General features: G+C 64.1%; 18 protein-coding genes. 8 read left to right on the top strand and 10 right to left on the bottom strand.

The window, feature by feature from the left end; all coding sequences use genetic code 11:
* Positions 1 to 39 precede the first annotated feature (39 nt).
* Complete coding sequence (locus LGQ10_RS15425) at positions 40 to 990, bottom strand: LysR family transcriptional regulator (RefSeq protein ID WP_226526044.1); 951 nt, start codon at positions 988 to 990, stop codon at positions 40 to 42.
* A gap of 149 nt (positions 991 to 1,139) precedes the next feature.
* Between LGQ10_RS15425 and LGQ10_RS15420 the strand changes: the two genes are divergently transcribed.
* Positions 1,140 to 2,666, top strand: a complete 1,527-nt coding sequence (locus tag LGQ10_RS15420) for a CoA-acylating methylmalonate-semialdehyde dehydrogenase (protein WP_226526043.1) — start codon at positions 1,140 to 1,142, stop codon at positions 2,664 to 2,666.
* 10 nt (positions 2,667 to 2,676) lie between these two features.
* Entirely contained in the window at positions 2,677 to 3,564 is an 888-nt protein-coding gene (mmsB, locus tag LGQ10_RS15415) for a 3-hydroxyisobutyrate dehydrogenase (RefSeq protein ID WP_226526042.1), read from the top strand.
* Between the two features lie 112 nt (positions 3,565 to 3,676).
* Here the strand turns inward: mmsB and LGQ10_RS15410 are convergent, their stop codons facing one another.
* From LGQ10_RS15410 to LGQ10_RS15400, 3 genes are all read right to left on the bottom strand, one after another.
* Positions 3,677 to 4,195, bottom strand: a complete 519-nt coding sequence (locus LGQ10_RS15410; protein ID WP_058436509.1) for an RES family NAD+ phosphorylase — start codon at positions 4,193 to 4,195, stop codon at positions 3,677 to 3,679.
* Positions 4,192 to 4,677, bottom strand: coding sequence for an antitoxin Xre/MbcA/ParS toxin-binding domain-containing protein (locus LGQ10_RS15405; RefSeq protein WP_058436510.1), 486 nt, complete (start codon positions 4,675 to 4,677; stop codon positions 4,192 to 4,194). The genes LGQ10_RS15410 and LGQ10_RS15405 overlap by 4 nt, the downstream gene beginning before the upstream one ends.
* A gap of 119 nt (positions 4,678 to 4,796) precedes the next feature.
* Positions 4,797 to 5,141 carry a cupin domain-containing protein gene (locus LGQ10_RS15400; RefSeq protein ID WP_058436511.1) on the bottom strand — a complete coding sequence of 115 codons (345 nt, stop codon included), beginning with the start codon at positions 5,139 to 5,141 and terminating at the stop codon, positions 4,797 to 4,799.
* 282 nt (positions 5,142 to 5,423) lie between these two features.
* Here LGQ10_RS15400 and kynB point away from each other — a divergent pair, with 282 nt between their 5' ends.
* From kynB to LGQ10_RS15385, 3 genes are all read left to right on the top strand, one after another.
* Positions 5,424 to 6,065, top strand: a complete 642-nt coding sequence (kynB, locus tag LGQ10_RS15395) for an arylformamidase (protein WP_058436512.1) — start codon at positions 5,424 to 5,426, stop codon at positions 6,063 to 6,065.
* A gap of 91 nt (positions 6,066 to 6,156) precedes the next feature.
* Complete coding sequence (kynA, locus tag LGQ10_RS15390; protein WP_226526041.1) at positions 6,157 to 7,008, top strand: tryptophan 2,3-dioxygenase; 852 nt, start codon at positions 6,157 to 6,159, stop codon at positions 7,006 to 7,008.
* Between the two features lie 171 nt (positions 7,009 to 7,179).
* Positions 7,180 to 8,691, top strand: a complete 1,512-nt coding sequence (locus tag LGQ10_RS15385; protein WP_226526040.1) for a PLP-dependent aminotransferase family protein — start codon at positions 7,180 to 7,182, stop codon at positions 8,689 to 8,691.
* On the opposite strand, the gene LGQ10_RS15380 is transcribed toward LGQ10_RS15385, so the two are convergent.
* From LGQ10_RS15380 to antA, 5 genes are all read right to left on the bottom strand, one after another.
* Entirely contained in the window at positions 8,686 to 9,894 is a 1,209-nt protein-coding gene (locus LGQ10_RS15380; protein ID WP_226526039.1) for a benzoate/H(+) symporter BenE family transporter, read from the bottom strand. The two genes, LGQ10_RS15385 and LGQ10_RS15380, sit on opposite strands and share 6 nt — an antisense overlap.
* A 202-nt stretch (positions 9,895 to 10,096) precedes the next feature.
* Complete coding sequence (locus LGQ10_RS15375; protein WP_226526038.1) at positions 10,097 to 11,551, bottom strand: amino acid permease; 1,455 nt, start codon at positions 11,549 to 11,551, stop codon at positions 10,097 to 10,099.
* A 25-nt stretch (positions 11,552 to 11,576) separates the two neighbouring features.
* On the bottom strand, positions 11,577 to 12,599 hold the full coding sequence (antC, locus tag LGQ10_RS15370) for an anthranilate 1,2-dioxygenase electron transfer component AntC (RefSeq protein ID WP_058439015.1): 1,023 nt from the start codon (positions 12,597 to 12,599) through the stop codon (positions 11,577 to 11,579).
* Positions 12,600 to 12,616: 17 nt separating this feature from the next.
* Entirely contained in the window at positions 12,617 to 13,108 is a 492-nt protein-coding gene (gene antB / locus LGQ10_RS15365; RefSeq protein ID WP_058439030.1) for an anthranilate 1,2-dioxygenase small subunit, read from the bottom strand.
* A 2-nt stretch (positions 13,109 to 13,110) separates the two neighbouring features.
* Positions 13,111 to 14,499 (bottom strand): anthranilate 1,2-dioxygenase large subunit, encoded by a 1,389-nt coding sequence (gene antA, locus LGQ10_RS15360; protein ID WP_226526037.1) that lies wholly within the window; start codon positions 14,497 to 14,499, stop codon positions 13,111 to 13,113.
* A 390-nt stretch (positions 14,500 to 14,889) separates the two neighbouring features.
* Between antA and LGQ10_RS15355 the strand changes: the two genes are divergently transcribed.
* A complete protein-coding gene (locus LGQ10_RS15355) occupies positions 14,890 to 15,891 on the top strand; it encodes an AraC family transcriptional regulator (protein WP_226526036.1) in 1,002 nt (333 codons plus the stop codon).
* 15 nt (positions 15,892 to 15,906) lie between these two features.
* On the opposite strand, the gene LGQ10_RS15350 is transcribed toward LGQ10_RS15355, so the two are convergent.
* The gene (locus tag LGQ10_RS15350; protein ID WP_058439036.1) at positions 15,907 to 16,380 is read right to left on the bottom strand and encodes an Lrp/AsnC family transcriptional regulator; all 474 of its coding nucleotides are present in this window, start codon (positions 16,378 to 16,380) and stop codon (positions 15,907 to 15,909) included.
* 185 nt (positions 16,381 to 16,565) lie between these two features.
* Here LGQ10_RS15350 and kynU point away from each other — a divergent pair, with 185 nt between their 5' ends.
* Together kynU and LGQ10_RS15340 are read left to right on the top strand one after the other, a co-directional pair.
* Positions 16,566 to 17,816, top strand: coding sequence for a kynureninase (kynU, locus tag LGQ10_RS15345; RefSeq protein WP_058439024.1), 1,251 nt, complete (start codon positions 16,566 to 16,568; stop codon positions 17,814 to 17,816).
* A 129-nt stretch (positions 17,817 to 17,945) separates the two neighbouring features.
* On the top strand, positions 17,946 to 19,349 hold the full coding sequence (locus tag LGQ10_RS15340) for an amino acid permease (protein ID WP_226526035.1): 1,404 nt from the start codon (positions 17,946 to 17,948) through the stop codon (positions 19,347 to 19,349).
* The last annotated feature ends 47 nt before the right edge of the window (positions 19,350 to 19,396 follow it).

Genomic DNA, 19,396 nt, shown 5'->3' with positions numbered 1-19,396 from the left:
TACGGCCGTTTCTCCAGGCCGCGGGTGCCAGAGGGCCATCTAGGGGGCGCTGAACGACATGTTCCGGCTGTCTCCCATCAACAGAGGCTGGTTCTGCTCGGTCATTTCCCTGATGTAATCCCACAGCAGGGTGATGCGCTTGAGCTTGCGCAAGTCCTCGCGGCAGTACATCCAGAATTGCCGGGTCAGGTTGATTTCCTTGGGCAGCACCGGCAGCAACCGTGGGTCCTGGGCCGCCAGGAAACATGGCAGGATCGCCAGCGAGCGGCCCTGCTGCGCGGCCACGTACTGGGCGATCACGCTGGTGCTGCGCAGGTTGGCGCTGGCCCCGGGGACCACGTTGGCCAGGTACAGCAGCTCGGAGCTGAAGGCTAGGTCGTCCACGTAGCTGATGAACTGATGCTCGCCCAGGTCGCTGGCGCGGCGGATCGGCGGATGGCGGTCGAGGTATTCCTGGGTCGCATACAGCTGCAGGCGGTAGTCGCACAACTTGCAGCACACATAGGGGCCATGCTCCGGACGCTCCAGGGCGATGACGATATCGGCTTCGCGCTTGGACAGGCTGATGAAGTGCGGCAGTGGCAGGATATCCACCGAAATTGCCGGGTAGGCGTCGAGGAAGTGGCTCAGCTGCGGGGTGATGAAGAACGTGCCGAAGCCTTCGGTGCAGCCCATGCGTACATGCCCGGACAATGCCACGCCGGACCCCGAGACCTGTTCGCAGGCCATGTGCAGGGTGCTTTCGATCGACTCGGCATACCCTAGCAGGCGCTGGCCCTCGGCGGTCAGCACGAAGCCGTTGGTACGGGATTTCTCGAACAGCAGGGTGCCCAGGGCGGTTTCCAGCGAACCGATGCGCCGTGACACCGTGGTGTAGTCCACCGCCAGGCGCTTGGCCGCGCTGCTGGCCTTGCGGGTACGTGCCACCTCCAGGAAAAACTTCAAGTCGTCCCAGTTCAGGGTGCTTAGCGAGGTGATGTTTTTTTGCATGTTGGACCGGATTTTATGTGCGTTCTTATTAGAAGTTTGCACATCTATACTCCAAAAACAGTCCGATACCAACTCGCGACTCCCCCTCTTTTCAAGGCGCTGCAACGCCTTGGTTCCCTGCATAAGAACTCAAGAAGTCAGGAGACCCCATGAACGCACCCCTCCAGTCCGGTGGCACCACCCTGCAGCAGGTCAAGCTGTTGATCGACGGTGAATGGGTCCAGTCCCAGAGCCAGGAGTGGCATGACATCGTCAATCCGGCGACCCAGGAAGTCCTGGCCAAGGTACCCTTTGCCACCGCTGGTGAAGTCGATGCCGCTATCGCCGCCGCCCAGCGCGCCTTCCAGACCTGGAAGCTGACCCCGATCGGCGCGCGGATGCGCATCATGCTCAAGCTCCAGGCGCTGATTCGCGAACATTCCAAACGCATCGCCCAAGTCCTGAGTGCCGAGCAGGGCAAGACCATCGCCGATGCCGAGGGCGATATTTTCCGTGGCCTGGAAGTGGTGGAACACGCCTGCTCCATCGGCACCCTGCAGATGGGCGAGTTCGCCGAGAACGTGGCCGGTGGCGTGGATACCTACACCCTGCGCCAGCCCATCGGCGTGTGTGCGGGCATCACGCCGTTCAACTTCCCGGCGATGATTCCGCTGTGGATGTTCCCGATGGCCATCGTCTGCGGCAACACCTTCGTTCTCAAGCCCTCCGAGCAGGATCCGCTGTCCACCATGCTGCTGGTGGAACTGGCAGTGGAAGCCGGAGTGCCGGCCGGTGTGCTGAACGTGGTCCATGGCGGCAAGGAAGTGGTGGATGCCCTGTGTACCCATCAGGACATCAAGGCGGTGTCCTTCGTCGGCTCCACGGCTGTAGGCACCCATGTCTATGACCTGGCGGGCAAGCATGGCAAGCGTGTGCAATCGATGATGGGCGCCAAGAACCACGCGGTGGTACTGCCTGACGCCAACCGCACCCAGACGGTCAACGCCCTGGCCGGTGCGGCCTTTGGCGCGGCCGGCCAGCGCTGCATGGCCACCTCGGTGGCGGTACTGGTGGGCAAGGCCCGCGAATGGCTGCCGGACATCAAGGAAGCCGCGAGCAAGCTCAAGGTCAACGCCGGTTGTGAGCCGGGTACCGATGTCGGCCCGGTGATCTCCAAGCGCGCCAAGGAGCGCGTGCTGGGCCTGATCGAAAGCGGTATCAAGGAAGGCGCCAAGCTCGAGCTGGACGGCCGTGACGTCAAGGTGCCGGGCTACGAGCAGGGCAACTTCGTCGGCCCGACCCTGTTCTCCGGGGTGACCACCGACATGCAGATCTACACCCAGGAAATCTTCGGCCCGGTGCTGGTGGTACTGGAAGTCGACACCCTGGACCAGGCCATCGCCCTGGTCAACGCCAACCCCTTCGGCAACGGCACCGGCCTGTTCACCCAGAGCGGCGCGGCAGCGCGCAAGTTCCAGAGCGAGATCGACGTTGGCCAGGTGGGGATCAACATCCCGATCCCGGTGCCGGTACCGTTCTTCAGCTTCACCGGTTCGCGCGGTTCCAAGCTCGGCGACCTGGGGCCTTACGGCAAGCAAGTGGTGCAGTTCTACACTCAGACCAAGACCGTCACCAGCCGCTGGTTCGACGATGACAGCGTCAACGACGGTGTGAACACCACCATCAGCCTGCGTTGAGGAGCCTGACATGAACATTGCATTCATCGGCCTGGGCAACATGGGCGCGCCCATGGCCCGCAACCTGATCAAGGCCGGGCACCAGTTGAACCTGTTCGATCTCAACCAGAGCGTGCTGGCCGAGCTGGCACAACTGGGCGGGCGCATCAGCACCTCGCCCAAGGTTGCTGCCGAAGGCGCCGAGCTGGTGATCACCATGCTCCCGGCCGCTGCCCATGTGCGCAGCGTCTGGCTGGGCGAGGACGGCGTGCTGGCGGGAATCGGCCGGGGCGTTCCGGCAGTGGACTGCAGCACCATCGATCCGCAGACCGCTCGGGAAGTCGCCGCGGCTGCGGCCAAGCAAGGCGTGGCCATGGCGGATGCGCCGGTTTCCGGCGGCACCGGCGGGGCCCAGGCCGGCACCCTGACCTTCATGGTCGGCGCCGGCGCCGAACTGTTCGCCACCCTGCAACCGGTGCTGGCGCAGATGGGCCGCAATATCGTGCACTGTGGTGAAGTGGGTACAGGACAGATCGCCAAGATCTGCAACAACCTGCTGCTGGGGATTTCGATGATCGGCGTCAGCGAAGCCATGGCCCTGGGGGATGCCCTGGGCATCGATACTCAGGTGCTGGCCGGGATCATCAACAGCTCCACCGGGCGGTGCTGGAGCTCCGACACCTACAACCCATGGCCGGGGGTGATCGAAACGGCCCCGGCCTCGCGAGGCTACACCGGTGGTTTTGGCGCCGAACTGATGCTCAAGGACTTGGGGCTGGCCACCGAGGCCGCCCGCCAGGCTCATCAGCCGGTGGTGCTGGGCGCGGTGGCCCAGCAGCTGTACCAGGCCATGAGCCAGCGGGGGGAGGGTGGCAAGGACTTCTCGGCCATCGTCAACAGCTACCGCAAACCGCAGTGACTCACTGCGTGGCGGGGGCAGCCCTCGCCACGAACACCGTCTCATGATCGCGCCCCCTGAGTGAGGCGTTTTCGGGAATCCGCGTCGGGCGGATTCCCGTTTTTTTTGCCGTTCAGTTGGGCCGGCCCGCCGGTGTGCGGGGTGGCGGGTTGAGGCGGGTGTCGAGGCCGAAGCGTTCCTGGACCACGACCTGGTACAGCCCCTTGGCCAGCAGCGGGTTGATCAGGATGTTCCAGCTGTGGCGCGAGACCGAGGACGGCACCAGCACAAAAGGGTGGTCAGCCAGCAACTGGTCGGCGAACTGCTGCTGGCCGGCGCTGGGAATGCCTGGCACCAGCCAGTTGGGATTGGGCACGCTGCCTTCGTCCAGACGATAGATGGTCGAGGGGTCATGAATCAGGGCGCCGGTCAACACGTGGGGCACGCTGTCGAGCGCGGCAAAGCCCTTGTGCACGGCGACCTCGAGGATCGCCGTGGCCGGGTCGGCGCTGCCATACACCGCCTTGACGCCCTTGGAGTTCCAGCGCCCGCCGCACAGTTCGGCACCGATGCCGCTGTCCCAGCTGGCGGCATGCTGCGCGGCGTCCAGGCGCCAGAAATGGATCGCGCTGGCGCCGGGCACACTGATCACTGATAGACCCCGTATTCCAGGCGGGTGAGGAACTCGTCCACCAGTTCAAAGCCGATGGGGTTGGTCAACAGGTCCACCGGCTTGTGGCCGTCCAGGGCCATCACCGGCTTGGCCATCCAGTCCTGGGCCTGCTCGCTGCTGCCGAAGATTTCCCGGGCCTTGGCCAGCACCTGGGCGAAACGCACTGCCCGGGCGCTCTGTTCCGGGTTCAGCGGCTCGTCGGGGGTCTTCAGGCGTCGATGCAGGGTGCGCTCGGACAGGCCGATGATCTTCGCCAGGACCTGTTCATCCTTGAGCATGGGGACCGAGGAGACGAACTTGACGATCGCCGCCAGCGGGATGCCTTCCTCGGTCAGGCGGTAGATCGAGATGCGGTCGTCGAAGCGGGCCCGGCCACCGAGCAGGATGTCCGAGGTCCGGTCCTTCGTTGCGGGTTTGCCGCGTCGTTTTACGGCGATATCGCTACTGGTCAGTGCAACCATGGGCGTGACTCCTGCCTTTGCCATTTGGCAGGGATTATAGCGACATCTGGCAGATTGCGCCGCGCCGGACGTCGCCAGCGCGGGGCCGTTGGGCACCGCCCCGCGCGATACCGGCGAACTCAGGCGAACACGAAGTACTTGCGTACGGTCTCCAGCACTTCCCAGGTGCCCTTCATGCCGGGCTCGACCACGAAGATGTCGCCGGCCCGCAGGTGGATGGGCTCCTGGCCGTCCGGGGTGATCACGCAGTAACCCTCCTGGAAGTGGCAGTACTCCCACTTTTCGTAAGCCACCCGCCACTTGCCGGGGGTGCAGATCCAGGTGCCCATGATCTTGCTGCCATCCTCGCTGGTGTAGGCATTGAGGTTGACGGTGTGCGGGTCGCCTTCGAGTTTCTCCCACTTGCAGGCGTCGAGGACTGGCAATGGATGGGTGTCACGCAGAACGGTAATCGGGGTGGACATGCTGGGCTCCTGGCAGGCCGCGAACTGGAAACCGCACCCTATAGGGCCTGGCGCCCGTGGAGATGCCTGGACTCGACACCCAGCTATCCAGAAACGCAGCAAGCGCTCCTCGCAGCTGTCGGAACGGGAAAACCCCCGACTTTGGACGTGAAAGATTCAGCGGGTAAACATGGCTTTATTGGCAGTAATTGCGAAATATCCACGGTGGCTCGAGCCATTTCGCAAGAATCTTTACTGGCTTCGCTCGTATCATGCAATCCGGACCGACCGAGAGCCGCACCCATGGAAAACACACCCCGTTGGTGGGATATCAGCCCACCCCTGAGCACTGCGACCCCGACCTGGCCGGGTGACACGCCATTCCAGGAAGAGCGCACCTGGCAGTTCGGGCCAGAATGTCCAGTGAATATCGGGCGGATCACCCTGTCGCCCCACACCGGCGCCCATGTCGATGCCCCCCTGCATTACACCCCCGATGGCCTGCCCATCGGTGAAGTGCCGCTGGACGTCTACATGGGCCCATGCCGGGTCCTGCACTGCCTGGACAGCGATGCCCTGGTGCAGCCCGAGGCCCTGCTCGGGCGCCTCGACAACCTGCCCCAACGCGTGTTGCTGCGCACCTACCGCCAGGTTCCGTTGAGCGCCTGGGACCCGGACTTCACCGCCGTGGCCGAGGCCACCATCGAGCTGCTGGCCAGCCTCGGTGTGCGCCTGGTGGGCATCGACACTCCATCCCTGGACCCGCAACAGTCCAAGACCATGGACGCCCACAATGCAGTGGCCCGGCATGGCATGGCGATCCTCGAAGGCGTGGTGCTCGACGAGGTGGCCGAAGGTGACTACGAACTGATTGCCCTGCCATTGCGCTTCGCCCACCTGGACGCCAGTCCGGTGCGGGCGATCCTGCGCCCACTGGCCGATTGATTCCTACAATAACTATGACGGCGGGCCATTCGCGCACCCTTGCCCCGGCAGCGGTGCCGGGTCCAGCCGACCGAGACGAGGAGCCCACCCGATGAGCCAATGTCCCTTTTCAAGCAATCCGCCGGATGAATGGCATAACGCCCAGCTGAATTTTTCCGACTCCATGAGCTACGGCGACTACCTGGACCTGGGGCGCATCCTCAGTGCCCAGCATCCTCTGTCGCCGGATCACAACGAAATGCTCTTCATCATCCAGCACCAGACGTCCGAGCTGTGGATGAAACTGATGCTCCACGAGCTCAAGGCGGCCCGCGAGCAGGTGCGCGAGGGCCAGCTAGCGCCGGCGTTCAAGATGTTGGCGCGGGTCTCGCGAATCTTCGATCAGCTGGTCCATGCCTGGGCGGTACTGGCCACCATGACGCCATCGGAATACAAGGCCATCCGCCCCTACCTGGGCCAATCCTCGGGCTTCCAGTCGTTCCAGTACCGCGAGATCGAATTCATCCTGGGCAACAAGAGCGAAGCCCTGCTGCGTCCCCATGCCCATCGTCCCGAGTTGTTGCAGGCACTGCAGGACTCCATCGCCATCCCGTCGCTGTACGACGAGGCAATCGCCCTGATGGCCCGCAGCGGCCTGGCCATCGATCCACAGCGCCTGGCGCTGAACAGCACCAGCACCACCCGCCACGATCCGTCGGTAGAGGCGGCCTGGCGCCAGGTGTATGCCGACCCTTCGCAGTACTGGGATCTGTACCAGCTGGCGGAAAAATTCATCGACCTGGAAGACTCCTTCCGTCAATGGCGCTTCCGCCACGTGACCACGGTGGAGCGGATCATCGGCTTCCAGCCGGGCACCGGTGGCACCGAAGGCGTGGGCTACCTGCGCAAGATGCTCGACACCGTGCTGTTCCCCGAATTGTGGCGGGTGCGCTCGCCACAATGACCCAGACCAACGCCCCGCCAGCCGGGGCGTTTTCATTCCTGGCATCGCCCATTCGCTTCTTGCTCCTGTCCTGGCGCCTGCGACAGTGGCCAGGCAGGAGGTGACCGCAAGGGTGACCGGCGCTAAAGTGGCTGCCCAAAGATAACGCTTTCACCTCTCCAGGCAGACCACATGGGCCGTACCTTCGAGCTTGAAACCCTGAACATGCGCCTCAACGATCCGGAGTTCCAAGCCTTGGACCTGCATCAGCGCATCCAGCGGGCGTTGTGTGGCCTGATCCTCGATGGCGCCCTGGCACCGGGCTTGAAGCTGCCAGCGAGCCGGGCCCTGGCCAAGTCCCTGGGAGTGTCGCGCGATACCGTGGAAAACGCCTATGTGCAGTTGCAGCGCGATGGGTTCATCGTGCGTCGCGAGGGTTCCGGCAGCTACGTTTCCCAGTCCATAGGTGCACAACTGCGCGGCGCAGCCCGCAGGCGCCTGCGCTTGCAGGAGCAGCCACGCAGTGCCCGCGAGCCGGGGACGGGCCTGAGTCGTCGGGGGCGGGTGCTGTTCGAGCGCGGCGGGGTCGCTGACCAGCAGGTAGTCAGGGCCTTTGCCACCGGCCTGCCGGAAACCCGCAGCTTTCCGGTGCAGACCTGGGAGCGCCTGCAACGCCAGGTGCTCAAGGAGTATCGCTCCAGCGTGCTGCTGCATGGCGATCCACAAGGGGTCGAGCCCTTGCGCAAGGCCATTGCCGCCTATCTGAACCTGGAGCGCGGGGCCAAGGTGGCGCCCGACCAGATCCTGGTGCTGAGCAGTACCCGCCAGGCGCTGTTCCTCTGTGCCCAGCTGCTGGTGGACGCCGGCCAGCCGATCCTGATGGAGAACCCGGGGTACTTTGGAGCCCGCAAGGCCTTCGAGGCCGCCGAGGCGCGGATCGTCCCCATCGATGTCGACGAGCAGGGCCTGCGTACCGACTTGCTGCGGGCCGACCGTAGCGGCGCCCGGTGTGTCTACGTGACGCCGTCGCACCAGTATCCCAGCGGTGTCACCTTGGCCCTGGAGCGTCGGCTGGAGCTGACTCGCTGGGCGGGCGAACATGATCGCTGGATCATCGAGGACGACTACGACAGCGAGTTCCACTACACCGGCCTGCCCACCGCTTGCGTCCAGGGCCTGGACCCGTACCGGCGAACCCTGTACATCGGCACCTTCAGCAAGACCCTCTCCCCCGGCCTGCGCATGGGTTACATGGTCCTGCCCGACGAGCTGGTGGCGCCTTTCAGTGCCGCCCGCAGCATCATGGACGGCCATACTCCGCAGATCCTCCAGCTGACCCTGGCCCGCTTCATGGAGGAAGGGCACTACAACGCCCATGTGCGCGCCATGCGCAAGCTCTATGCCGGCCGCCGGCAAGCCATGCTCGAGGCCATCGAGCGGCACCTGGCAGGCATCGCCCGGGCCTTGCCTGCGCCAGGAGGCTTGCAGATCCCCTGCCTGCTGGAGCCTGGCTGGACCGAACAAGCGACCCAGGGCCGCGCGTCTGCCATCGGCTTGCAGTTGCCCGGGCTCAGCCGACTCTATGCCGGTAAACACAAGGAACAGGGCTGGCTGCTGGGTTACTCCTCGCTGAGTGCCCATGAAATCGACTCGGCCATGGCGCGCCTGGGCCAGGCGCTGAGAAACCCCCAGGCTCGGTCATGAGCGGGCAGCCTTGCCAGCGAACGGCCAATGCCGGCCATGGATCAGCAGATGCGCGGTCAAGCCGGCGAGCAGTCCCCAGAACGCACCGCCGATGCCCAGCAAGGTGACGTTGGCGGCCGTGGCGAGGAAGGTGATCAGCGCTGTTTCCCGGGTCCTGGCATCGGCCATGGCGTTGCCCAGGCTGCCGCCGATGGCGCCCAGCAGCGCCAGGCCCGCCAGGGTGCCGATGAAGGCCTTGGGCAGCACCAGGAACAGGCTCGCGAGGGTCACTCCGAAGGTGCCCACCAGGATGTACAGCAGCCCGCAGGCGATACCGGCCAGGTAACGCTTGCCCGGGTCCGGGTGGGCGTCCTTGCCGGTACAGATGGCGGCAGTGATCGCCGCGACGTTGAAGGCGTGGGCGCCGAACGGTGCCATCAGCAGCGAGCCCAGCCCCGTCACCGAGAGCAGCGGGTTGGCGCTGGTGGGAAACCCATCGTTGCGCAGCACCAGCATGCCCGGCATGTACTGGCCGGTCAGGGTAATGATGAACAGCGGCAGGGCTACCCCGAGCAGGGCCTGGAACGAGAATTGCGGGGCACTGAACAGCGGCGTGGCCAGGCTCAGTTGCAGGGCACCGAAGTCGATCCGCTGCTGGCCCACCAGCAACCCCAGGCCGATGAACAGGATGCCCACCACGGCAAACCGCGAGGTGAAGCGTCGCAGCAATGCATAGGACACCAGCAGCACGATCACCAGCCAGGGATCGCTGCTGGCGCCGCCAAACGCGTTGATCCCGAACTGCAGCAGGATGCCGGCCAGCAGGCCCGCTGCGATTCCCTGGGGAATCATGCGCACCAGCTTGTCGAACGCCCCGGACAGGCCCAGCACAATGAAGCCCAGGGCCGAGATCAGGTAGGCGCCGATCACTTCGGCGTATGGCGTGTTGGGCAATACGCTGGCCAGGAACGCCGCGCCCGGTGTCGACCAGGCCGTGATGATCGGCGCGCGGTAGCGCAGGCTCAGCCACAGCCCGGTGACGCCCACGCCCACCGACACCGCCCAGACCCAGGAGGCGGTCTGGGCGGGCGAGAGGTGGGCCATTTCCGCAGCTTGGAGCACCAGCACGAAGGTTCCGCCGTAGTTCACCAGCACCGAGATCAGCGCTGCCACGGTGGGTGAAAAAAAGTCGCTTGGCCTGAGGCCTGCGGTTGTTCCGGTCATGCGCCACTCTCCATCCAGGGACAGGTTCCCGGGTCGAGGTCGCCGGGAGGAGCGGCGATTCTAGAGAGCTGGCGGACTGTCGTTTCAGTCCACCTGTGCACGAGGCGGCAGACCACTTTGCCTGCGGGCATGAAAAAGCCCGGCCTTGGATCAAGGCCGGGCTTCGAGGTGTGCCAGGGGCTTGCACGCCGCCCCGGCGGGGTCAGCGCAGGGCCGGTTGTGCGGCCTTCCTGGCCCGGCTCAAGCGGTAGAACACCCAGATCAGCGCGACCCACACCGGGATCGCATACACCGAGGCGCGGATGCCCGGGATCATCCACATCACGCCCACGATCATCACCATGAAGGCCAGGCACAGGTAGTTGCTCAGCGGCGACCAGAAAGCCCTGAATGACGGCACCACGCCTTGCTCGGCCATGGCCTTGCGAAAGCGCAGGTGGGTCAGGCTGATCAGTGCCCAGTTGATCATCAGCGCAGCCACCACCAGGGCGAACAGCAACTCCAGCGCTTCATGCGGGGCCAGGTAGTTGACCAGCACGCAGAGCAGGGTGATCAGTGCGGAAATGCCCAGGGCCAGGATCGGCACGCCCTGCTTGTTGAGCTTCATCAGCGCCCTGGGTGCGTCGCCCTGTTCGGCCAGGCCGTAGAGCATGCGGCTGTTGCAGTACACGCCGCTGTTGTACACCGAGAGCGCCGCCGTCAGGACCACGAAGTTGAGGACCTGCGCCGCGGCATCGCTGCCGATCAGCGCGAAGATCTTCACGAAGGGGCTGCTGCTGTAGGCATCGCCGCCAGCGTTGAGGCTCACCAGCAGCTCGTCCCACGGGTACAGCGACAAGAGCACCGCCAGGGCGCCGACGTAGAAGATCAGTACCCGGTAGACCACCTGGTTGATCGCCTTGGGAATCACCTTGCGCGGTTCGGCGGCTTCGGCCGCGGTGATGCCCACCAGCTCCAGGCCGCCGAAGGAGAACATGATGAAGGCCATGGCCATCAGCAGGCCGCTGCCGCCATTGGGAAAGAAACCGCCATGGGACCACAGGTTGCTTACCGAGGCCTGGGCGCCGCCGCTGCCGCTGAACAGCATGTAGCAACCCAGCACGATCATGCCGACGATGGCCACCACCTTGATGATGGCGAACCAGAACTCGGCTTCGCCATAGAACTTCACGTTCATCATGTTGATCAGGTTCACCAGCACGAAGAACACGGCCGCGCTGACCCAGGTCGGGATTTCCGGCCACCAGAACTGCACGTACTTGCCCACCGCGGTGAGTTCGGCCATGCCCACCAGCACATACAGCACCCAGTAGTTCCAGCCGGCGAGGAAGCCGAAGTAGCCGCCCCAGTACTTGTGGGCGAAATGGCTGAAGGAACCGGCTACCGGCTCCTCGACGATCATCTCGCCCAGTTGGCGCATGATCAGGAAGGCAATGAATCCGGCAATCGCATAACCCAGGATCATCGAGGGGCCGGCGGACTTCAGGACCCCGGCCGAGCCGAGGAATAGTCCGGTGCCGATCGCCCCGCCCAGGGCGATCAGCTGGATATGGCGATTCTTCAAGCCACGCTTGAGTTCACCCTGCTTCAAGGTTTGATCCACTAACTTGCGCTCTCTTCTAGTTGTTATCAGAACCGATTCCCGGGATTCAGGCATCGGTCGCGGCTTATGACTGACGGGATCAGATATTACTCTGCGTGAACCTCTCATAGTAAAGCTGAACGCGCCCAAGTCCCTGTTCTTGCTGCCAAGTTCGGATCGAATCGACCATGGGAGGTGGCCCGCAGACATACATGTCGGCGTCGTCGGCACGCAGTGCCTCGGTGTCGAAGTGCTCGGTGATGTAACCGCGCTTGCCGGTCCAGGCCGGATCGACGTCGCTGATCACCGGCGTGAAGCGAAACCCCGGCAGACGCTCGCCGTAGGCGTGGATGCGTTCCAGCTCGCACAGGTCGGCGCTCTGGCGGACGCCGTAATACAAGTGCACCGGGTGCTGGCAGCCTTGCTCGGCGACCTGTTCGAGCATCGCCAGCAAGGCCGACAATCCGGTGCCGCCGGCAACCAGCACCAGTGGACGGCTGATCTGGCGCAGGTAGAACGCCCCCAGCGGTGCTTCCAGCTCCAGGGTATCGCCCACCTGGCAGCGCTCGCGGATGTAGTTGCTCATGGTGCCGTCGGGCAACAGGCGGATCAGGAACTGCAGCTGATGGTCTGCTGCCGGCCGGTTGGCGAACGAGTAGGCGCGGCTGCTGCTGGTGCCGGGAATGCTCAGGCGGGCGTACTGCCCGGGCAGGAAGTCCAGCGCAGCCGGGTTGTCGTCCAGCGCCAGGCGCAGGATCGCCGTGCTGTCCGAGACCTGGCGGACCTCCTGCACCGAGGCCCGGTAGCGTACCGGTTCGGCGCTGTGGCAAAGGCTGGAATCGAAGTCGAAGTAGAACGCCGCATCGGACTGCACCCGGGTCTGGCAACTGAGCATCTTGCGTTGTGCCAGGTCCTGCGCCGACAGGGCTTCGTCGTCCACGTAGTCCTGGCTGTACTGGCCCGACTCGCAGCGACCCTGGCACGTGCCGCAGACGCCTTCGCGGCAGTCCAGGGGGATCTTGATGCCGTTGCGCAGGGCGGCGTCGAGCAGTATTTCATTGGCTTGCACCGGGAAGAACAGGGTCTTGCCGTCGGCAAAGCTGAACGCGACCTTGTGCGTCATGGGAGAACTTCCGTGGGTCAGAGGTGGTAGAAATCGAGCACCGAGTTGATCCGGTCGTTGAGCAGCAGCACATGCTTGCGCTGGATCAGCCAGCTGTCGCCATGGGGCTTGAGGTCGTAGGTGGCGTGGCCGTAGAAGTCCTCGGAGGTGGCCAGGCGATAGAACAGCGTGTGCCAGTTCAGGCGCACCTGCAGGTGGCCGTGCTCGCCCTCGGCGATCCGCAGGTTGCTGACCAGGTGCAGGGTGCGCGGCATCGGGATGGTGGAGGCCGCCTTGCCGGTGCGCAGGCGGAACACCCGGTCCTCCAGCCCCGAACGGTTGGCGTAGTAGATCAGCGACATCTCGCGTTTCGGGTCCTGGGTGTAGACATGTTCCGAATCCCATTGCGGCAGGTGGAATTCACTGTCCACGGCAAACAGCTGCAGGTAGGCGTCCCAGTCCTGGGCATCGCACAGCTCGGACTTGCGGTAGAAGAATTGTTCGATCCGGTACTGCAATTGCGCATTCATGTTCATACCTCACGCAGTTTCAAGGGCTGGCGCTGCAGGCCATCGAGGAGGAATTTCTGCCAGTTCTGGTGCTGGTTGACGTACAGCCCTTCGTGGGTGATCTCGGTGCCGGTCATGGCCGGCTGGATGCCCAGGTTCTCGCTGTTGGCGGTGGGGCCGGTGGCCCAGCGGTGATGGCCGCGCGAGACATCGCTCCAGCGCTCCAGGCGCCCCTGGAAGCCGCGCTGGGCCTCGCGAAACTCCACCAGGTCGTCCGGCGTGCCCATGCCCGAGACGTTGAAGAAGTCCTCGAACTGGCGGATGCGGTTTTCCCGGTCGGCGTCGCTCTCGCCCTTGACCCCGATGCACTGGCTGACGATCTCCGTCTTGTTCCAGGCAATGGGGCGAATGATCCGCAGCTGCGAGCTGATCTGGTCGAGGAAGAACAGGCTGGGGTAGATGTTCAGGTTACGCAGGCGGTGCATCATCCACTCGGCCCTGGCCTGGCCGTACTCTTCCACCAGGCGCGGCATGATGCGGGCATAACCGGAGCGCACCGCCGGGTTGGGCATTTCGCTGAACAGCACACTGTGACCGTTGGCGAAGGCGAACCAGCCATCGTCGGTTTCGGCATCGCCGGCGCCGAGCTTGCTGTAGTCCAGGGTGGCGCTGCTGCCGGCGCCGTTGTCGAGGTTGACCTGCTGGCGGTGCTGCACCGTGGCCACGTAGTTGTAGTGCACGGTACTGACGTGATAACCGTCCAGGCCGTTCTCGTTCTGCAGCTTCCAGTTGCCGTCGTAGGTGTAGGCGGACTTGCCCGGCAGTACTTCCAGCTCACCGGTGGGCGACTGGGCGACCATCATGTCGAAGAAGATCCTGGCATCGCCCAGGAAGTCCTCGAGGGAGTCTTCGGCGCTCACGTCCAGGCTGATGAAGACAAATCCCTTGTAGCTTTCGATGCGCGCTTTCTTCAGGCCACGGGTGGCCTTGTCGAAGCCTTCGGCGTATTCCCCGGGGGCCTTGACCTTCACCAGGCGTCCATCGCTCTTGTAGCACCAGGCGTGGAACGGACAAGTGAAGGTGGACTGGTTGCCCTTGCCGACCCGGGTCAGGGTCGTGCCGCGATGCTGGCAGGCATTGATCAGCGCATTGAGCCGGCCCTCGCCGTCGCGGGTGATGATCATCGGCTGGCGCCCGGCGCGCATCGTGACGAAGTCATGGTTGTTGGGCAGTTCGCTCTCGTGGCAGGCGTAGATCCAGTTCTTCTCGAAGATCAGCTCCATTTCCAGGTCGAACAGCTCGGGCTCGGTGAACATGTCCCGGGCAATGCGGAACACCCCGTCCGCAGGACGAAAATCCAGGCAGCCGTGGATGAACTCCTGCCATTGCTCGACGTTTCTTGCACCATTCATGGTCGGTACCTTTTTTATTCAGGCCAATCGGTGCGGTCATTAGAGAGAGGACGGCAGGGCAGTGGCTATCCGCTTAGTCGACCAAGCGCATCCACAAATTTGCCAGGCCCCGTGTCCCGGTCGCCGCCATCTGCTCTCGGGGCCGCTGCGCGCTCATGCGCAGCCTGGCCAGGGTGGGGAGTGGGGACTTTCTACCCGACTGCCGGCAGCGGCGAGGGATACCGATCAGGTACTGTGGGCGTAATCGATGAGGGGGCCGGGCAGGTTTATCCGTTTAATCGGCGATTGCTATCCACTGGGTTGGCAGCATCGCCGGCTGGCGCAAAACTTGCCCTGCCATACAAGACGCGCCGCCAGAGCGCGCTTAAAAATATTGCCGTGGGTGCCGTGATGAACAGCAAGGCTGATGGACAGTTGCGCGATATTCGTGTCGACCACTACGACCTCGAGGGCGCCAGGAGCTGGATGTCGGGCATATGCGGCCCGCACCGCCTGGAGACCGCGACCCCGGGGCGGATTCGCTTTCACCACAGCGCCCATGTGCTCAGGTCGCGGGCCACGACCCTGGGCATCATCGAGTACGGCACCGACGTGGTGGTGGACATCGAGGACATCGAACGCTTCAGCAGCTACAGCCTGAGCCTGCCGCTGTGTGGCCAGCAGGAACTGAGCAAGGACGGCCGGCTGCTGCGTTCGGACAGCGCCCATGGGGTGATCATCGCCCCCAACGAGAGCCAGGTGCTGGCCATCTCCGGCGACTGTCGCAAGCTTCAGGTGGTGATCTCCCGCCCGGCCATGGCCGAGGCCCTGGAGGCCCTGCTGCAACGTCCTGTGCAGGAGCCGCTGCGCTTCGAGCCGGGCATGGACGCGCTGCAGGGGGCGACGGCTTCCTGGTGGCGCATGGCCCGGCACTTCATCGGCGAACTGGCCCAGGGCAACGAACTTTACGAGCAACTGGCCTTCACCCGGGAAATCGAGAACTCGCTGATCAAGGGCCTGATCCTGGCCCAGCCCAACAATTACTCCAGCGAGTTGCGGGAGATGCTTGGGGTCAAGCTGCCGCACTACCTGGTGCGGGCCCGCCAGTACCTGCAGGAGCATGCCCGCGAGGCGGTGCGCCTGGAGGACCTGGAAGCCGCTGCCGGGGTCTCGCGCTTCAAGCTGTTCGAAGCCTTTGGCAAGTACTTCGCGCTGTCGCCGATGGCCTATCTCAAGCGCCATCGGCTCAACGGCGTACGTCAGGAAATCCTCGAGTATGGCGCAGCGCGCAATATCTCCGAGATTGCCCTGGGCTGGGGCTTCACCCATTTGGGGCGGTTTGCCGCCGAATATCGCAAGGTGTTCGACGAAGCCCCCAGCGCCACGCTCCAGCGCCGCCCCGCCCGCGGCTGAGCGGCGACGCGGCGGTTACTTGCGCGGTACCAGGTCCAGCAGGCTGTTCTGCTCCTTGATCTTCTGCAGGACGATTTCCGAACGGATGTCGGTGACCCCGCTGGCGCGGTTCAGGTGGTTGACGATGAAATCCGAGAAATGCTTGAGGTTGCGCGCCTGGATGCGCAGCACGTAGTTGCTGGCCCCGGTGATCACGTAGGCCGTCATCACTTCCGGCCATTGCTGGACCTTGGCGATGAAGGTCTCGTGCCAGCCTTCCACGTCCTGGCGCAGGGACACATGAACGATGGCTTCCAGCTCGATCCCCAGGCGTTCGGCGTTGAGCTGGGCACGGTAGCCGCTGATGATTCCGTCACCTTCGAGCATGCGCAGCCGGCGCAGGCATGCCGAGGGCGACAGGGCGACTTTCTCGGCCAGTTCCTGGTTGCTGATGCGCCCGTCCTGTTGCAGGTAATGCAGGATGCGCAAGTCGGTGGCGTCGAGAGTCATGGATGGCATAAATCCTCGTTTGTTATTGGGATTTTAGAATTTTATTCGAGATTAGTACGGGATCGCGCTGCACTTTGCACGAAAATTCTCCGCTGCTTCGTTCATTATTTTTCGAGTTTATTCATTGCCGACACCCTGCGTTCCGCCTCCGGACAGGCAGGGCACTGACCAAGACAGGACCTCCAATGATCGATAAAAACCACTGCCTGCGTCTCGATGAACACGACTCGCTGGCGCCGCTGCGCCAACGCTTCGCCCTGCCCGAAGGGGTGATCTACCTCGATGGCAACTCCCTGGGCGCCCGTCCGGTGGCGGCCCCGGAGCGGGCCAGGCAGGTCATCGAACAGGAGTGGGGCGAGGGCCTGATCCGCAGCTGGAACAGCGCCGGCTGGCGCGACCTGTCCCAGCGCCTGGGCGATCGCCTGGCACCGCTGATCGGTGCCGACGCCGGTGAGGTGGTGATCACCGATACCACGTCGATCAACCTGTTCAAGGTCCTCAGCGCGGCCTTGCGGGTCCAAGCCGAGCGCGCGCCCCAGCGTCGAGTGATCGTCTCCGAGAGCAGCAACTTCCCCACCGACCTGTATATCGCCGAGGGCCTGACCCAACTGCTCCAGCAGGGTTATTCGCTGCGCCTGGTGGACAGCCCGGAGCAGGTGCCGGCAGCCATCGACCAGGACACCGCAGTGGTGATGCTCACCCACGTCAACTACAAGACCGGGCACATGCACGACATGCAGCAACTCACCGGGCTGATCCATGAGGCTGGCGCCCTGAGCATCTGGGACCTGGCCCACTCGGCCGGCGCGGTGCCGGTGGAGCTCAAGCGTTGTGGCGCCGACTACGCCATCGGCTGCACCTACAAGTACCTCAATGGCGGGCCCGGTTCCCAGGCCTTCGCCTGGGTCGCCCCGACACTCTGCGACCTGGTGACCCAGCCGCTGTCAGGCTGGTTTGGCCACGCCAGGCAATTCGACATGGCCACCGCCTACGAGCCCAGCAGCGGCATCGCCCGCTACCTGTGCGGTACCCAGCCGATCACCTCCCTGGCGATGGTCGAGTGCGGCCTGGAAATCTTCGAGCAGACCGACATGCAGAGCCTGCGCCGCAAGTCCCTGGCCCTGACCGACCTGTTCATCGAACTGGTGGAGCAGCGCTGCGCCGGCCATGACCTCAAGCTGGTGACCCCGCGTGACCACGCCAAGCGCGGCAGCCACGTGAGCTTCGAGCATCCCGAGGGTTATGCGGTGATCCAGGCCCTGATCGCCCGGGGCGTGATCGGCGACTATCGCGAGCCGCGGATCATGCGTTTCGGTTTCACCCCGCTGTACACCACCTTCAGCGAAGTCTGGGATGCGGTGCAGATCCTCGGCGAGATCCTCGATGCCAGGACCTGGGCCCAACCGCAATTCCAGGTGCGCCATAGCGTGACCTGAAGCCGCTGGCGCAGGCCGCGACCGGGCCTGGCTCGCTCACGGCCTGCGCCGCATAACGACACTGAGTGGCACAAGGACGCGCCGCCAAATAGATCAACACGTGCACACAACAATAAAGAGGCACTGAACGTGACCACCACCAACAAGGGTTTCGAAGCGATTTCCAATCGCGAGCACGGCCTGAGGCGGCAGCTGACCGCCGGCCAGATGAGCATGATCGCCATCGGTGGAGCCATAGGTACCGGGCTGTTCATGGGCAGCGCCTATGCCATCGGTTATGCCGGGCCCAGCGTGCTGCTCAGCTATGCCATCGGCGCCCTGATCACCCTGCTGCTGATGGGTTGCCTGGCGGAAATGACGGTGGCCCATTCAACCTCCGGCTCCTTCGGTGCCTATGCCGAGTTCTACATCGGACCCCTGGCCGGTTTCCTGGTGCGCTACGCCTACTGGGCGGCCATCGTCCTTGCGGTGGGGGCCGAGGTCACGGCCATCGCCATGTACATGAAGTACTGGTTCGCCAACGTTCCGGAGTGGGTGTGGATCATCTCCTTCTCCAGCGTGCTGATCCTGCTCAACGCCATCAGCGTGAAGACCTTCGGCAACTTCGAATACTGGTTCTCCACCATCAAGATCGCCGCCATCGTCGGCTTCATCATCTTGGCGGTGTACGTGGTGTTCGGCTCCGGCAACCCCGATTACGGAGTGCATAACTACAGCGCTCACGGCGGCTTCTTTCCCAATGGTTTTCAGGGCATGTGGATCGCGGTGATCGTGTCGATCTTCAGCTACCTGAGCGTGGAGATGATCGCGGTGGCGGCCGGGGAGGCCAAGGACCCGCAGCGCGCGGTGAAGCAGGCGTTTCGCGCCACCATCGTGCGCCTGGTGGTGTTCTACCTGCTGACCCTGGCACTGATGCTGGCCATCGTGCCCTGGGTCCAGGCGGGCAAATCCCAGAGTCCGTTCGTCACGGTGATGCAGACCATCGGCATTCCCGGGGCCACTGGGGTGATGAACTTCGTGATCCTGATCGCCGCGCTGTCGGCCATGAACAGCCAGCTGTACATCACCACGCGGATGATGTTCAGCCTGTCCCGCGCCGGTTATGCGCCCAAGTCCATGGGCGCCTTGAGCAAGACCGGGATCCCGCTCAATGCCCTGCTGCTGTCCAGCTCCGGCATTGCCCTGGCGACCCTGATCAACGTGTTCTACCCGGAAAGCTCATTCGCCCTGATGATGGCGATCTCGATGTTCGGCGCGATCTTCACCTGGTTCATGATCTTCCTCACCCACTACTGCTTCCGGCGCTACCACCAGCGCCATGGCGAGCAGCAGCTGTCGTTCCGCATGCGCCTGTTCCCCTACAGCACCCTGCTGGGGTTGTTCCTGATGGGGGCGGTGATGATCACTACCTTCTTCACCGACGCGTTCAAGATGACCCTGGTGTTCGGCGTGCCGTTCCTGCTGTTGCTGAGCCTGGTCTACTGGGTGTTCTTCCGCCGACCCAGGAGCACGGCCGCGTTGTCGCAAGTCTGAGGCGACGCCTCCCGGGCAGCCCAGGCAGACCGTTGAAAACGTAAGCG

This window comes from Pseudomonas sp. L5B5 (genome assembly GCF_020520285.1).
Lineage (GTDB): Bacteria > Pseudomonadota > Gammaproteobacteria > Pseudomonadales > Pseudomonadaceae > Aquipseudomonas.
The sequence above is the reverse complement of the archived record's forward strand: the minus strand, read 5'-3'. Positions and strand labels throughout refer to the sequence as shown.